This window comes from Geminocystis sp. NIES-3708 (assembly GCF_001548095.1).
Classification (GTDB): Bacteria; Cyanobacteriota; Cyanobacteriia; order Cyanobacteriales; family Cyanobacteriaceae; genus Geminocystis.
Genome location: NZ_AP014815.1, coordinates 1,115,757 through 1,132,445, shown reverse-complemented (window position 1 = coordinate 1,132,445; position 16,689 = coordinate 1,115,757). Strand labels below are relative to the sequence as shown.

Here is a 16,689-nt window from a genome sequence, read left to right as displayed (position 1 = left end):
TTAAGCAGTTATAACAGGAAGTATGACAGAAACTACAATCGCAAATTACGGATCATGGCGATCGCCTATAAGTTCAGATTTAATCGTATCTAGCACCATCGGTTTAGGAGCGGTAAAATTTGATGGAAATAATATCTATTGGTTAGAAAGTCGTCCATCAGAAGGCGGAAGATCTGTTATTGTCTGTTTACAAGAAGATGGTACAACGGTTGATATTACCCCAAAACCCTTTAATGTTCGTAGTCGTGTTCATGAGTATGGGGGAGGTGCTTTTTTTATTCATGACGATACTATCTATTTTACCAACTTTAGTGATCAACGGTTATATTTACAAAAAAAAGGAGAAATTCCTCAACCCCTAACGGCGGAATCTTCTTTACGTTATGCTGATTTTTCCTTTGATAAGATTCGTAATTGTTTAATTTGTGTCGCCGAAGATCATAGTAATCCTAACACTGAACCTGAAAATAAAATCGTTACCATTGATTTAAACACAGGAGAAGTGAAAACGATAATTAGTGGAGCAGATTTTTACTCTTCTCCTCGTATTTCCCCTAATAACTCTCAATTAGCATGGTTATCATGGCATCATCCAAATATGCCTTGGGATAGTACAGAATTATATTTAGCTGATATTAACCCTGATGGTACTTTAACTAATATCGAATTAGTGGCAGGTGGTAAAAATGAATCCGTTTGCCAACCAGAATTTAGTCCTAATGGTACATTATACTTTAGTTGCGATCGCCGTAATTGGTGGAATATTTATCGACGAGAAAAAAAAGGAAAAATTATTTCACTATACGCTTTAGATGCAGAGTTTGGTTATCCTCATTGGGTTTTCGGAGAATCAGTTTATGGTTTTGCGGATGATGATACTGTTATTTGTACTTACACCCAAGATGGTATTTCTCATTTAGCAAGTTTACACACTAAAAATAAAAGCTTAACAGATCTTAATATTTCCTTTACCAATATCGCTTATTTACAAGTAAAAGATCATAATATTTTATTTACTGGAGGTTCACCCACTCAACCAACAGGGATAATTAAAATCAATATTGCCACAGGTGAAACAAAAATACTTAAACAATCCAGTAATTTAAGTATTAATACTGGTTACTTAAGCGAACCTCAACAGATAGAATTTCCTACTAGTAATGGTAAAACAGCCTTTGCATGGTACTATCCTCCGAAAAATAAAGATTTTTGTGCCCCAAAAGACTCATTGCCCCCCTTATTAGTCAAAAGTCATGGAGGCCCAACTGCTGCCACCACAGCCAGTTATAATTTAAGAATACAATACTGGACAAGTAGGGGTTTTGCTTTTGTTGATGTTAACTATGGTGGTAGTACTGGTTATGGTCGAGATTATCGCCAAAGGTTAAATAAAAATTGGGGAATTGTTGATGTAGAAGATTGTATAAATGTTGCAAAATATTTAGTTAAACAAGGAAAAGTTGACGAAAATAAATTAGCAATTTCTGGAGGTAGTGCAGGAGGTTATACTACCCTAGCGGCATTAACTTTTTATGATACTTTCAAAGCTGGTGCTAGTTATTATGGTGTTAGTGATTTAGAAGCCTTAGCTCAAGATACCCATAAATTTGAATCTCGTTATTTAGATAATTTAATCGGTAAATATCCTGAAGAAAAAGCTATTTATCAAGCTCGATCACCTATTAATCATATAGAAAAATTATCTTGTCCTGTGGCATTTTTTCAAGGATTAGAAGATAAAATTGTGCCACCAAATCAAGCACAGATGATGGTTAAAGCTCTAAAAAACAAAGGAATTAAAACAATATATGTAACTTTTCCTGATGAACAACATGGCTTTAGAAAAGCTGAAAATATTAAAAGAGCTTTAGAAGAAGAATTTGAATTTTATGCTCTTATTTTTAATTAAGATATAACCTAAATAAAAATATAAAAATTTTTAAGGAAACTAAAACAATTAAATATTACTAATAATTTTTAATTACTTATCAATTTTAAATTATTCTTTCTCAAAAAAACTTTTTAAAATCATCTATTTGAAAATTTAATTTCTATTTATAATAAGCTAATTTTTATCATTCATTTATCATCCTAAAATATCATTGTTAAAATCCATTATTTTATGAAATTTTTAATTATTTTTCCTCATTAATAAAAGTTTTATAAAGTTAAATATCTTGCAATATTTCTTTATTGAAAGTTTATATAAAAATCAGTATTAACACGGATAAAGATAAGCTATTAAACTATATATAATGGAAAGTAGAGTTATCGAAAAAATAAGATGTTTTTCATAGGGAGAGAGGGAATATATGAAAAAAAAATCCGCAATTATAATTAATTTATTCAAGTCTTTAAATATCAATAAAAATGATGGCTATAACCTCATTGAAATCCTCACAGCCCTTGCAATATTTGGTATTTTAAGTGCTATTGCCGCCCCTACTATTTTACAACAAAGAGGGGAGTCCACCGCAGAAATAGACGGTCGGAATCAATTTAAAAATATTTTACTACAAGTTCGTAATACAGCCGTTGCTAGTACCTCTGCCATTAGGATTAAACCCGATCCTGATCAACCAGAGAATAAATTTCTGGTGGAAATAGCACAAACTAGAGGATGTGGTTCAGTCACTAAGTTGTCAGAAGATGCGTCTTCCACAACAGATATAAAAGTCCTCTCTTCCGCCGGATTTAATGTCGGAGACAAAATTGCCGTAGGTGGCACGGAGGCAGATATTATAGGAATTCCTGACTCTTTGACAATTCAATTAGGCACTGCCGTTACTAAACCAAAAGATGCTGTAGTAGAATTAGCTGATAACTGGTCAGAGAATAAACGTCTTCAGGGAGATGATGTAACTTTACCTCAAGATAAAAGAAAAGATCCACCCAAAGCTTTAGTTACTTTTACACCAAAGGAAAATTGGACTATGTGTGTTAATAGTCGGGGTATTATTTCTATTTTAGATGGAAATAACGCCCCGATAAGTTCATTAACCTTAACTTTTAAAAATCTTACAACCCAACAGCAAGAACTAATAACCATAAATCAGGGAGGTGCAATTAGTGATTAATTATCAATTACTTATTTAGCTCGACCATTTTTAAAAAATAACCCCTATGACTAAACACAATTTTTTCTCACAACTTAAATATTATTTTTTCACTCACAAAAAGAAATCACCCGAAGGATTTTCTTTTATCGAGACGATAGTAGCCATGACGATTTTAAGTATTGCCTTTGCCATTAATTTACAGTTTCTGTTAATGCTAAAGGTACAAAATTTAGAACAAAAAATAACCACTGGTGCTGTGTCTTTATCTAAAGAAATTTTAGAAGGTATTCGATATGATTTCCGAGAAACCTTCGACACCATTCCTAAATTCAGGACTAAAACCATTAACAAACTAGGATCAACAATATTTCAACTAACTGATAATGAAAAAAAAGATTTTGGAGGATACAAATATAAGGTAGTAGTCACTATTTGTTCCAATGAATACCCTGCCATCAACAATAACAATGTAATTAGTAACTGTGGCTCTAATGCTGCATCTAATATCAGATCTATTATTATTCAAGTTACACATCCAAAAATTATAAAATATACCTATGATAAAAATACAGGACAATCCACAAGTACCACAAGCGAACAAGTTTACTATACTGCCCAAGCTGCTTTTACTAGGCTTAAGTAATAAAAAAGATGATAATAACAGTTTTAGTGGGTTTAGCCTCATTGAAGTTATCGCCAGTACGGTGATGGGGATGATTCTTTTAGGCTTTGCTTTAGGTGGCTTTAATAGTATGAGACAAAGTTTTGTCCAAGATGAAGGAGTCGCCGATGTTAACCAAAGATTAAAAACCGTTTTGGCTACTATTGGTCCTGATATGCAACAGATAGGACAAGGATTAACTGATACTTCTATTCCTTTGGTTAAATTAGAAGTCTTTAATGTTGGCACCGCCAATGAGACTTCGATAATTACTACTCGCAAAGTAAGTATCCCCACACCCTTAAATCTTAGTGAGGCATTAATAAAAAATCAATCTAATACTACTTTAAAAATTAGTACCGATACCAGTATTCTTGAACAATGGAAAAATAAAAGAATTGCTGATGGCGGTACTGTTCAAGGCTATATCCATAACTCAGCAACAAATACAGGACAATTTTTTGACTATAAAGGAGAAAATCTTACTGCTGATCCTCGTACTATTACTATCTCTAGTACCACTTGGACAGAAAATTATCCGAGCGGTAGTTCAATTTATTTGATGGATAAGAGAAAGTATGAGGTGAAAGATAATATATTAACCTTAACTGTCAATGATAAAGATACCTTTAAGTTAGTTGAATATGTAGAAAAGCTAAATATCGAAGCCACCATTAAAAGTATAGCTAATAATGGTACGATTTCCGACTCTAAATGTAAAGGAATCCCCGAAAGTGGTACACCAACAAATTGTGACACTACTCCCAATAATTACAAATTTGAGAATATAAAATATTTAGATATAAAGGCAACAGTTAAACAAAAAAATAAGGATAATCCTTCTGCAAAAAAATTAAGATCAGAAGATTTAACAATGTCTCAAAAATTCTTTATCCGTAACACTCTTAATTAACAATGCCATGAAAAAATACTATTTGCTCCCCGAAGGATTAACAAGGCTTTTTATTCCCAGAGCTTTAAAGGAAAGTTTCGGATAAATATTCCAGAAAATGGAAATGTTGTTTCAAAATTATATACTTTTAAAATTTTTATTTTTTATTACTAAATCACAAAAAAAAATCACAAAAAAATATTATGAAAATTAATCGTAATTCTTCTCCCAAAAATTTCTTCCTTTTGCACCTTCTAAAAACTCAAGGTAGTCATAAATCTAATCAAGAACAAGGTTACATTTTAGTTATTGCTTTAGGTGTTGTTTTAGCCTTAAGTGGACTTATGGCATTATATGCTAAAACTAATAATCAATCGGAAAAAGAAACCAGCACCGCAGCCGTCAGTAGCAATAGTGGATTTTATGGTGCAGAGGCACAATTAAATATTCGGGCAAATAGACTCAGAGAAAAGTTTTTAGATTATGGAACACCTCAAGGTACTTCTCCCAGTAAAGCTGATGCCTGTTTTGATAATAATGCTAATCAAGGTTCAGGAGACTTTGCTTGTGAGGATAAAACCATAGAATCTCCAGATCAAAAGATGAGTGATACTCTAGTTACTACTTATGTAACAGAAAAAAATGGAGGAGTAGGAGTTAAAGGAAAAGTACCTCAAGGAGATGCTTATCAAGGTTTATCCATGCTAGAAGTTGGTCATTCTATTTATGCCCTTAGTTTTAAAGAGACTGATATTAATAATCAAAAAGATGGTAAACAGGCAACGGCTATCTTACAAATGGATGTGAAAAGTCGCTTAATCCCCATGTTTCAATTCGCTGCTTTTTATACGGAAGATTTAGAAATTTTTCCTTCTCCTCCCATGACTTTAAGCGGTCCGGTTCACACTAATGGTAATTTATATATGGGTAGTAGTAACGGGCTTGATCTTAAAGCTCAAGTGACAACTGTTAAGGATATTTTTCATAGCAGAAAAAATACTACTGAAACCTTTCCTGATGGAAGAGTCAGAGTCGCTAATGCAGGAGGAAGTTTATTAAACTTACTTTTCAATGGTACTGGTAGTACTACTCAAACAACAAACTTTATGGATCCTGTACGCCTTAATAACATATGGGGTAGTCAAATAAAAGTAAGAACCGATGCCCCTGTATCTATTCCTAAGCCTAGTATTTTAAATAATGAAGGAGATTATTACAAAAAAGCTGATATTCGCATTGAATATAAACCTGTAGCAACTTCTACGACAAATCTCAGTTCATCAAGTACATTATTAACAACTATCCCCTTTGCTATTACAGCCATTGATCGTAGTGGTACAAGTCCTGTAGAAATAAATCTTTCACAAGCTCAACTAAACAGTTTAAGAAAGCCAGTTCTGGTGAGTGCAGATTTAGCAAAAATTCCAGCATCCACCCCTCTTGTTTCACCTATTACTAGCACTTATGGTACTTTTAATATTTGTACCCCTATTCTTGATAATGCTCTACCTACCATAAGCCTTTCAGGTATTACTGTACAAGTTTGGTGGAATACTCTAACTACAGCTCAAAAAAATGCTTTTAGATTGGTAGCCCAAGACTATCTTCAAACACAAATACAATCTCAAAATGCTCCTGTGCGTTTTTCTTTAATGGGTACAGCTCTAAAATCTATAAACACCACAGATACTTTCCTCACTAATTTTGGTCCAACAACTGCTCCCACTTCTTTTTCCAATGACTCTCGCTTGACGGCACAATTCACCACGACAGCCTCAAGAACTATCGCTTGGAATAATCTCAGGGAAATGAATCCCCAACAAATAGCTGGTTTAAGAGAGTACACAGGTTTACTTACAGGAACTGCTGTAGCAGATACTTCTCGTTGTTATATAAGTGCGCCTGTTACCGATATAGGAAGAAATGCGGCTACTCATAAAGCTTTGACTCGTTTCTATAATGAAAGAGAAGGACGAGATATGCGAATCTTACAGTTAAATATCCAAAGTTTGGCAATTTGGAATCACCAAGGGGTTTATTTGAATGGTACTAATCTTGTTTCCGCCAACGAATTATTGTACAAAAAAGCCAATGCTGATACTTCTGCACCAGTAAATTCTTTTCAGCGTCTTGGTTTAGCGGCTCAAGATACTTCCGACGGAGGATTAGTTATTCACGCTACTATCGATAATACTACTTACTCTACTGCAAAAACAAAACAAAGTCCTTATGGTTTTGCTCTTACTGGGGGGAGACAATTACTAGGTTTAGGTAAAACTACAACCTATAAAGATCCTACGGGGATGACTATAGCAACTGATCAAGGTCTTTATGTTCAAGGGGATTACAATGTAGGGGAAAAAGATTATCATACAGGTCAAAGTGCTGATTTGACTAATCCAACAACAGAAGCTAATGCTAAAGTTCGAGTTCATAATAAACAACCAGCGGCATTTCTAGCAGATACTTTTTACCCTCTTACGAATGCTTGTCTTAATCAAGATCGTTCTATTAATCACTTTACGAATGTTAATTGTGATAATGGTATTGGGGATGCGGCTAGTAAAATTACTTCTTCCCATACGGAACAAAATGCCGCTATTCTTTCTGGAACGGATATTAGTGGAAAACCAGGCGCATATAATGGTGGTTTAGAAAATTATCCTCGCTTTTTGGAAAATTGGAGCAATAAAGAATGGCGTTACAGGGGTTCTTTCGTGAGTATTTCAATTCCTCTTTATGCCCAAGGTGCATGGGGAGGTGGTAATGTTTATAGTCCTCCTTTACGTCCTTGGGATTATGATATCGCTTTTAACGACATTGAAAATTTACCTCCTTTAACTCCCCAATTCGTTGTTCTTAAACAAGAGTCTTTCATTCGTAGTTTCGATCAATAAAAGGCTAAGTTAGCCAAGTAATAAGTAATAAGTTTATTTTGATTTAAGTTTTGTAAATCAATCTAAGCAATTATCTTCCTGTCCAACTTCTGCTAATAATTTTCCCTAATTATCTACCTGAGTTCGATATAAAACTATCGGTGATGACTGACTCTCGTTGTTGAAGGAGCGACAGGTGGATGATATTTCTTGTGAATGAATAAAATTATCGCAAAAATGTGCAAATATTGAGAATTTTTCTCCTTGTCCACTTGTCCACCTGTTTTGTCTTCACCATTTTTCTTCTATCGAACTGAAGTGAACTCAAGTATTATCTATTCGTGCGATCGCTTTATTTAATTGTGTGAAATGCTCTAGTTTATGGGTTGCCATCACAGAAAAACGAATACGGCTAGTCGGTACGGTGGGCGGTCTGATAGCAGGAGCAAAAAATCCATTTTCTTGTAGTTTTAGGCTTAAAATGAGGGCTTGTTCAGCAGTTTTTGACTTTAAACATAAAATCGCTGATTCTGAAGGAAAAAAGCTCAAATTCAAAGAAGTAAGATTTTGTTTAAGTAATGTTATATTTTGCCATAATTGTTGTCGTTTTTCAGATTCCCTTTGAATTATTTCCACTGCTTTTAAGGCGGCTGCCGTATCCGCAGGAGATAACGCTGTGGTATAAATCCATGTAGGGCAACGATTCCGCAAAAAATCAATTAAAACCTCACTTCCTGTGACATAACCCCCTAAACTGCCCATAGCTTTACTTAATGTGCCAATTTGAATGATATTTTCTCCTTTAACATCAAAATGCTCTAAACATCCTGCTCCTGTTTTTCCTATAACTCCTGTGGCGTGGGCTTCGTCTAATAATAACCAACAATCATATTTTTTTGCGATCGCCACCAGTTCGGGTAAAGGGCATAAATCACCATCCATACTAAACACACTATCGCTAATAATAAGACAATGACGATAATGACTTCTATTTTTGTGTAATTTTGCCTCTAAATCTTGACAATTATTATGACTATATTCAATTACCTGACTTTGACTTAGTTTTGCTCCATTTTTTAAGCTCGAATGATTATATTCATCCCCTAAAATTAAATCTTTTTGATTCATTAAAGCGGCAATTGTTCCCATATTGGCACTATAACCTGAACTAAATATTAAGGCTTTTTCCGTACCTTTCCAAGATGCGATCGCTGTTTCTAAATCTTCATGTAATTTTCGGTGTCCACTTAATAATCTTGAGCCTGTGCTACCTGTTCCATATTTTTGTAAGGCTTCTATGGCGGCATTGATTAAACGTTCATCAGAAGCTAATCCTAAATAATCATTACTAGCAAAATTAACTAATTTTTTTCCGTCTAATTCAATCACTGCACCTGATAAACCAGTAATTGTTTTTTCTTGACGATACCAATTAGCCCGTTTTATGGTATTCAAAGATTTTGATAGATATTCAGTAAGAGACATAAATAATTAATAATTAATAATTAACAATAAATCATGAACAATTTTCTAACTATCATTTAAAAATATGTATTTATTAATTCCAGCGGCGGGAATGGGCAAAAGAATGGGAAGTAATCAAAATAAACTATTATTAAAATTACAGGAAAAACCTTTATTAGCATGGACATTAAAATCGGCTAATGAATCTAAAAGTATAAAATGGATTGGTATTATGGGACAACCCTATGATTTTCCTGTCTTTGAAAAAATTATTGCCGAAGTTAATCCCTCAAAACCTGTGCAACTAATTAAAGGAGGAGATACAAGACAAGAATCAGTATATAACGGTTTACAAGCCTTACCTGAAGAAGCTGAAAAAGTCTTAATACATGACGGTGCAAGGTGTTTAGCTACTCCTCAATTATTTGATCGTTGTGCTGAAAGTTTATTACATTGCCAAGGATTAATTGCGGCTATACCCGTTAAAGATACCATAAAAGTTGTCAACTCAGATCTGATGATTACAGATACTCCTCCAAGGGAAAATTTATGGGCAGCACAAACTCCTCAAGGTTTTGACGTAAAATTATTAAAAGAATGTCATGCAAAAGGACTTAATTTAGGTTGGGAAGTTACTGATGATGCGGCATTATTAGAAAAATGTGGCTTTTCTGTAAAAATCGTCACGGGAGAAGAAACCAATCTTAAGGTAACAACTCCTCTTGATTTAACGATCGCCGAATTTATTTTACAACAAAAATAATATGTAATATATTTTAGAATTGATTAATCAAGAGATGATAAATTGTTATTGCTATTGCCTACCTGAGTTCGATATAAAATTGTCGGTAAAAGTGAGACTCTTAAGACTAGCGGACTAGAAGACTAGGAGAGAATCGACTTAAACATTATTAAAATTGATTTTCGATCATTATTTATCTCATTTAATTCAGATGTTGACTCATTTTGAAAATAATCACCCCCTTCCTCTCCGTTTTGCCTCCATCAGTTTTCTTCTGTCGAACTCAGGTATTACCCCATTACTCATTGCCTACCCTCTGAGATTTTGCACCTTTAACAAAAATACTTAATGGACAGCAAAATCTAAGTTATACTTGAGAAAATTAGTGATACTTTACTAAATCAAAGTCACAATTTAATCAAAAATTTTAGCCCGAACAATATTTAATTTCTGTTTAACATTTAATCCCATCCTTTAGAGTCGAAACTTCTTGAGAGAATGTCTATGATTACCAGCGAACAAGCCAACAAAAACCAAAAACTATATAAGCAGACTCTAATACGTCTGGGAGAAATGTTAAAGATTTTGAAAGAAGAGGATAGTAACCGTAATCGGGAAAATATTAAATCCCATTGTGATTATTTATCTAACCAAGGTAAAAAACAAAATCTCTTTGGTTGGGTAGAAGTCATGGAAACGGCAAAAGCGGCTATCATCAAATCTGAGAATGATTATGTATCTACTACCAAATTAATTATCAAAGAAATAAAAAATGCGGGAGAGTATTTAGTCAAAAATGAAATTAATGCCATCTGTGTTAGTGATGAATTAAGAAGTTTAGCTCCACAATCTAGGGCGAGATTAATGGATGTAGAAACCATTTTCGCTGATATGAGAGATCAAATACCTCAAGATGATACTTATCAACAAAAGAATACGATTGAAAGAGATTTATGGCGAGAAACCCAAATCGATTTTAATCCCCCCACTCCCGAACAATTTGAGCAAGATAATAACACGAATGAAACTTCTGAGGATGATAGTGATATTTTCGGCGAAATAAATATTTCTGATGATGATGGTTTATTGGATGAATGGTTAGAAGACGATTCTTTTGCCAATCAAAGTCAAGAAGTTAGTGCCGTATTTTTAACAGAACAAGATCTCATTACCCATAGCGGTAAACCTGAAACAGCAGAAGAAGTTAGGGATTTATTTAATAATCAAGAAAATGATGATGCTTGGAAAATTGATGAAAAAAATAAGACTTTTGAAAGTCATAATCAAAATCAGGATTCATCAGAAGATTGGGAATTTCTTTTAGACGAAGATGAGCATATTGCCACGGATAATGAAAATGATTCTGATGATTTAGATAGTTTATTTAATGATAATGAATCACTAGAGTCTTCTGAAGATGATTATAAAGTCACGGTAATTCAAGAAAACTTTGATGTGGATGATTTAGATAATTTATTTGATGATGTAGCTAGAAGTACTGTTATCATAGATGATCCTCAAGAAGAATTAAAAAATATTTTACGAAATCTCGATGATTTAGAAATAGAAGATGATTTTCCTAGTACAGGAACTTTTAACACTTTTCAAATTTTACAGCCTGTGAAATCAAAATTAATATCTTTGGTTTTCTATGATGAGTTTGAAGATTTAAGCAGCTTATTACAACATCGTTTAGCTACATGGACAGAAGATTCTTTTGAAGATTTAGAATCTATTATCAATAATTCTGTGATTAATTATTATGAAGATCAGAGCGATTTAGAAAGATTGGTAAATTCTTCTTATAAACATTCAGAAGAAGTTGACTGGCAAAATTTATCTAACACCATTGAAGATATACAAGATTCACAATTCCTGAATCATAAAATTAAAACTTTTGTTCCTGAAAATCAAGCTTCTGTGGATACAGAGTTAAGTGATTTAGATCAACTATTAGCTGAAGCAGGAAAAGTTGAAAGAAAACCTCAAAAATGGACTCCTCCCGTCAATAAAGGATTAAATAATAATCAAGCTAAAACTTTTGAACAAAGTATGAGAGTGCCAGTAAAACAACTGGATAACCTCAATAACCTTGTGGGAGAAATGGTAGTTCGTCGTAATCGCTTAGAAGAAGATCAAGAGAAATTAAGACAATTTTTAGATAATCTTCTTTCCCATGTTCAGAATTTGAGTGATGTGGGAGCAAGAATGCAAGATACTTATGAAAAAAGCCTTATGGAAGGTGCTTTAATTGATAGTCGCAAAAGAAATGAAGCGACAGTAAAAGCACAATTGGCAAGAGCAGAAAATAGATCTGAATCGACTTTTCATGGTGAAAGTCCTAAAAATGTCAGTAATAATGAGAATAAACAATTTCAATTACCAGAATTAGATGAATTAGAACTTGATCGCTTTACGGGATTTCATTTACTTGCTCAAGACATTCTCGAATTAATCGTCAGGGTAAGAGAATCAACTTCTGATATTCAATTCCTTGTGGATGAGACTGATCAATTAGGTAGAAATTTACGACAAGTAACCACACAGTTACAGGAAGAAATTAATAAGTCTCGCATGGTGTCTTTTGCCCAAAATGCAGATCGTCTTCCTCTGCCTATTCGTAAAATTGCTCAAGGATATGATAAACAAGTACAACTAAAAATAGAAGGGCGAGAAGTTTTAATTGATAAAATGATCCTTGAACATTTATGGGATCCTCTTTTACAAATTACCAAAAACTGTATCACCCATGGAATTGAATTACCTCAAGAAAGAGAAGAAATTGGTAAGTCTCCCATCGGTACAATTACCGTTAGAGCTTTTTTGCAAGGACCACAAACTGTAATTTCTATTTCTGATGATGGTGCAGGAATCGATCCTCAAAAAATTAAGCGCAAAGCTATTCAAAATAAATTAATTACCCCCGAACAAGCTAAAAATTTAAAAGATCAAGAAACTTACGATTTTTTATTCAATGCTGGTTTTACCACGAAAGAAAAAGCTGATAGTCATGCGGGAAGAGGGGTTGGTTTAGATATTGTTAGAACGAAACTAAACGAGATTAGAGGCAGTGTTAATGTTGATTCAACCCCCGGACAAGGAACAACTTTCACTATTCGTTTACCTTTAACTTTGAGTATTGGTAAAGCTTTATGTTGTATGAATGATAATGCTCGTATCGCTTTTCCTATTGATGGAATTGAAGACACTAAAGATTATTCTGCTAGTGAAATTAAAATTAATGCCCAAGGTCAAAAATGTATTCTTTGGAAAAATACTTTATTACCATTTCGTCCTTTAAGTACTTTGATGAATTATAACCGTCAAATTACTCGTAGTATTATCTATACCAATAATCAGGATGAGGAAACTATCCCTATTATCATTTTACGGGGGGGAAATAATTTATTAGCTATTCAAGTAGATCAGGTGTTAGGACAAGAAGAAATCGTTATTAAACAAATTTCTGGTCCTTTACCTAAGCCCAAAGGTATAGCTGGAGCAACCGTGCGTAGTGACGGAATCGTTATGGCTATCGGTGATGTGATTGAGTTGATTGAGATTGCTCAAGGTAATTTAAGTACGAAAGTTCATGTGGATATGCCCGGACGATTTGAGGGCGATCGCACAGTTTCTGAACCAGTTAAAACTCAACCATTAGTGTTGATTGTTGATGACTCGATTACGGTAAGAGAAATGTTGTCTATAAGTTTCAAAAAATCTAATTATCGGGTTGAACAAGCTAGAGATGGACAAGAAGCATGGCAAAAATTACAATCAGGATTACCTTGTGATATTGTATTCTGTGATATTGAAATGCCGAGAATGAACGGATTAGAGTTATTACAACATATGCAAGAAGAAGCCAGTTTAGCTCATATACCCGTAGCTATTCTTTCTTCTCGTGGTGCAGAAAAACATCAACGAATTGCCGCAGAATTAGGTGCTTCTGCTTATCTCATTAAACCTTATGTAGAAAAAGATCTAATTGATTCGGCAAAAAGAATGGTAGAAGGGGAAGTATTATTACCCGGTAGTACGAAAAAACCGACCATAAAAGTAAATAAATCTACCACACCTCCTCAACAACAAAATAACTCTAACCTTAAGAAAAAATCAAAGTCAGCACCGATGGTTTTAATTATCGATGATTCTGTTGTAGTACGAGAAATGTTATCTATGACTTTTAAAAAAGCTGGGTATCAAGTAGAACAAGCTAGAGACGGGCAAGACGCATGGGATAAAGTCGTAGATGGTTTACCCTGTGATCTTTTATTGTGTGATATTGAAATGCCCAGAATGAATGGCTTAGAGTTACTAGCAAAAATGCAACAGGACGAAAAGTTATCTAAATTACCTGTGGCGATGGTAACATCTCGTGGTGCAGAAAAACATCGTAAAATTGCCGCCGATTTGGGTGCAAAAGCCTATTTTACTAAACCTTATTTAGAGGAAGAATTGCTCAATGCCGCCCAAAAATTAATTAAAGGAGAGGCGATTATTTAGGGGCAATGGTAAAAACACTCGATTTTACCTCAGTTCGTGAGTTCTCCTGAGTTCGACAGAAGAAAAATGGTGAAGACGAGACAGGTAGACAAGTAGAATGGAAAAAAACTTGTCAATATTCGATGCACTTTTGAGAGAATTTTATTGATTCACAAGAAATACAATCCCTCTTTGTACCTCTCTGGCTGTCCACCTGTTCTATCTTCGCAAACAAATTTATATCTAACTAAGATGAAGTTTATGTACTATTTATTTTATCGGTCCTTCAATACTAGCACTAAAAAATTGTCTGACTAGAGGATTATCTGTCGTATCAATTTCTTGAATATGACCATCCCACTGAAATTGCCCGTCATAAAGAAAAACTAAGCGATCGCCAGTACGACGAATAGTACTATTTTGATGTGTTACCATAAGGTAAGCATTACAAGTAATTTGCAAATGGCGAACCAAATCCTCTACCATAGTTGAAGCGATCGGATCAAGACCCGCAGTTGGTTCATCATACAGAATTACTTCAGGTCTTTCTTCTGGTTTATTAGGATTAAAAATCATTGCCCTTGCAAAGCTGACTCTTTTACGCATTCCTCCCGATAATTCTGCGGGAAAAAGATTTGCGGTTTCTAGGGGTAAACCAACCATGTCTAACGCATTATTGACAATATCTTTGATTTTATCGTGAGACAATCCAGAATGTTGATATAAGGAAAAGCCGATATTTTCCCTAACGCTCAAAGAATCAAATAAGGCAGCTTGTTGAAATACCATACTAATTATCATTGAGTCTTGATGATCTTCAATAAATCCGACTCTTTTTTTTCCTTTAATATATATTTCTCCTTCGTCTGGCTCTGTTAAACCTGCTATTATTCTTAATATTGTTGATTTACCCGTGCCACTAGGTCCAATAATTACTAAAGCATCACCTTCATAAATTTTTAAATTGGCTTTATCTAAAATGATTTTATTGCCAAAAGATTTAGAGACTTCCTTTAACTCTATTATGGGTTCAGATAGATTCATAAGAAAGCCTTAATTATTACAATTTTTTTCTACTTCATTATAGATTTTTTTCCATGCTTTAACTTGTTTTTCATTTTTAGAATCAATGGATTTTACTTGAGGATTATCGGCATAAAAAATTTCGTTGGTTTTAGAGGTAATTCCTGCCTTTGAACATTCATTAATTTCTTTAAATGCCATGGGTTGATCAGGGTCATTTTCTGTTATTTTTTCTTCTTCTTTTTCTTGTTTATTATTAACAATTTCTGTAGTTAATTCTTTGTCAGATTCTGATGTTGATGTTTTTTCTTCTGAAGATATTTCTTCTTTTTCTGTTACTTGTGTTTGATTCTCTTCTTCCGAAAGATTTTTATCTTTATCATATTCAGAATTTACTTCCGCATTGATTTTTAAGTTTAAACCATCCAAGGTTTGTCGATCGCATCCTACTATTAAGGTACTAATAATTAATAACATTGAAACAATAATCTTCATCGATTTTATGCTCACAACCAATTTATTTATTAACTTAATATTATATAACAAATTTCTTTAACTACGGAATAAACGACTATATAGCTGTTCATGTTTGATACTTGCTAAAGATAAACCCCAACTACAACTAGATAATTCTTCATCTTTCAAAGATAAAATAGCATCAACATTTTTTAAGATTTCATATTTAATATTTAATAATAAATTTTGTCCTTCTGTTTGTCCTAAAGGGATTAATTTTACTCCTACATTTATTAAATTATTTATCCAATTATGAATATATCCTAATAATAAATCTTCTATTTTTATTTCCCAATGGGCAGTGAGAATACCAAAAGCTATAGCATAATTACAATGACTATCAAAACTATTAATAATATCAAATAAGTCTTGATTTTCAGACTCAAAAGAGAGCATTAATCTTAGAAAACTTTTTCCCATTTGCCAACTTTGTTGTCTTAATTCTGAGGTTTCTCGACTAGCACTAAACCAATCATTCCAATATAATAAACCTTCTAAATCTTTTTTTAAATAACAATTATAACTACGAATAACGATAGCTAATTCTATTCTAATTGAGCCATATTTTAACTCATTAATTAACCATTGATTTAAATTTTGATTATCAATTATTCGCTTTTCTTCTATTAAAGTTTCTAAACCTTCAGAGTAACTATAAGCTCCTAAAGGAAAGCTGGAATTACACAGTTGTAACAGTAGTAATAATTTTTCTGACATGAAATACTAAAAATTGTTAATTATCAATAATCTTTGATTAATAACTTGTACTTGTAAATATGTTTTAAATTAAATCCGCTTGATGAATAATTACGGCTAAAAGTGCAGAAAAAACTGTAATTCCTGTTGCAACTAAAGGATGTTGTCCTTGACTAACGGCAAAAGAAGTAATAATTCCAGCACCGATAGCAGCGGTTAAACCTGCACTCACTAAATCTTTTTGTTGGTTATTATTCATTATTTTGATTTTGATA

The 16,689-nt window shown here is 33.3% G+C and carries 12 protein-coding genes; 7 read left to right on the top strand and 5 right to left on the bottom strand.

Annotated elements, in window-relative coordinates:
- Positions 1 to 22: 22 nt before the first annotated feature.
- The 5 genes from GM3708_RS04905 (at position 23) to GM3708_RS04885 (ending at position 7,509) form a co-directional block, all read left to right on the top strand.
- Positions 23 to 1,909 carry a S9 family peptidase gene (locus tag GM3708_RS04905; protein WP_066344587.1) on the top strand — a complete coding sequence of 629 codons (1,887 nt, stop codon included), beginning with the start codon at positions 23 to 25 and terminating at the stop codon, positions 1,907 to 1,909.
- Positions 1,910 to 2,312: 403 nt separating this feature from the next.
- Positions 2,313 to 3,077: a Tfp pilus assembly protein FimT/FimU gene (locus tag GM3708_RS04900; RefSeq protein ID WP_066344585.1), complete on the top strand. Its 765-nt coding sequence runs from the start codon at positions 2,313 to 2,315 to the stop codon at positions 3,075 to 3,077.
- A gap of 46 nt (positions 3,078 to 3,123) precedes the next feature.
- Positions 3,124 to 3,702: a prepilin-type N-terminal cleavage/methylation domain-containing protein gene (locus GM3708_RS04895; RefSeq protein ID WP_144439280.1), complete on the top strand. Its 579-nt coding sequence runs from the start codon at positions 3,124 to 3,126 to the stop codon at positions 3,700 to 3,702.
- The gene (locus GM3708_RS04890) at positions 3,617 to 4,633 is read left to right on the top strand and encodes a PilW family protein (RefSeq protein ID WP_144439279.1); all 1,017 of its coding nucleotides are present in this window, start codon (positions 3,617 to 3,619) and stop codon (positions 4,631 to 4,633) included. Before GM3708_RS04895 ends, GM3708_RS04890 begins: the two co-directional genes overlap by 86 nt.
- A 182-nt stretch (positions 4,634 to 4,815) precedes the next feature.
- Positions 4,816 to 7,509 (top strand): hypothetical protein, encoded by a 2,694-nt coding sequence (locus tag GM3708_RS04885; protein WP_066344581.1) that lies wholly within the window; start codon positions 4,816 to 4,818, stop codon positions 7,507 to 7,509.
- A 303-nt stretch (positions 7,510 to 7,812) separates the two neighbouring features.
- Here GM3708_RS04885 and bioF read toward each other — a convergent pair whose 3' ends face one another.
- A complete protein-coding gene (bioF, locus tag GM3708_RS04880; protein ID WP_066344580.1) occupies positions 7,813 to 8,973 on the bottom strand; it encodes an 8-amino-7-oxononanoate synthase in 1,161 nt (386 codons plus the stop codon).
- A 64-nt stretch (positions 8,974 to 9,037) separates the two neighbouring features.
- On the opposite strand from bioF, the gene ispD reads away from it, so the two are divergent.
- Both ispD and GM3708_RS04870 read left to right on the top strand, forming a co-directional pair.
- A complete protein-coding gene (ispD, locus tag GM3708_RS04875) occupies positions 9,038 to 9,715 on the top strand; it encodes a 2-C-methyl-D-erythritol 4-phosphate cytidylyltransferase (RefSeq protein ID WP_066344579.1) in 678 nt (225 codons plus the stop codon).
- A 483-nt stretch (positions 9,716 to 10,198) separates the two neighbouring features.
- The gene (locus GM3708_RS04870) at positions 10,199 to 14,200 is read left to right on the top strand and encodes a response regulator (protein WP_066344577.1); all 4,002 of its coding nucleotides are present in this window, start codon (positions 10,199 to 10,201) and stop codon (positions 14,198 to 14,200) included.
- 249 nt (positions 14,201 to 14,449) lie between these two features.
- Here the strand turns inward: GM3708_RS04870 and GM3708_RS04865 are convergent, their stop codons facing one another.
- The 4 genes from GM3708_RS04865 to GM3708_RS18820 form a co-directional block, all read right to left on the bottom strand.
- Entirely contained in the window at positions 14,450 to 15,223 is a 774-nt protein-coding gene (locus GM3708_RS04865; RefSeq protein ID WP_066344576.1) for an ABC transporter ATP-binding protein, read from the bottom strand.
- Between the two features lie 9 nt (positions 15,224 to 15,232).
- Positions 15,233 to 15,697, bottom strand: coding sequence for a hypothetical protein (locus tag GM3708_RS04860; protein WP_144439278.1), 465 nt, complete (start codon positions 15,695 to 15,697; stop codon positions 15,233 to 15,235).
- A gap of 57 nt (positions 15,698 to 15,754) precedes the next feature.
- Positions 15,755 to 16,435, bottom strand: coding sequence for an urease accessory protein UreF (locus GM3708_RS04855; RefSeq protein ID WP_066344574.1), 681 nt, complete (start codon positions 16,433 to 16,435; stop codon positions 15,755 to 15,757).
- Positions 16,436 to 16,499: 64 nt separating this feature from the next.
- Positions 16,500 to 16,673: a hypothetical protein gene (locus tag GM3708_RS18820; RefSeq protein ID WP_173644994.1), complete on the bottom strand. Its 174-nt coding sequence runs from the start codon at positions 16,671 to 16,673 to the stop codon at positions 16,500 to 16,502.
- Positions 16,674 to 16,689: the final 16 nt, after the last annotated feature.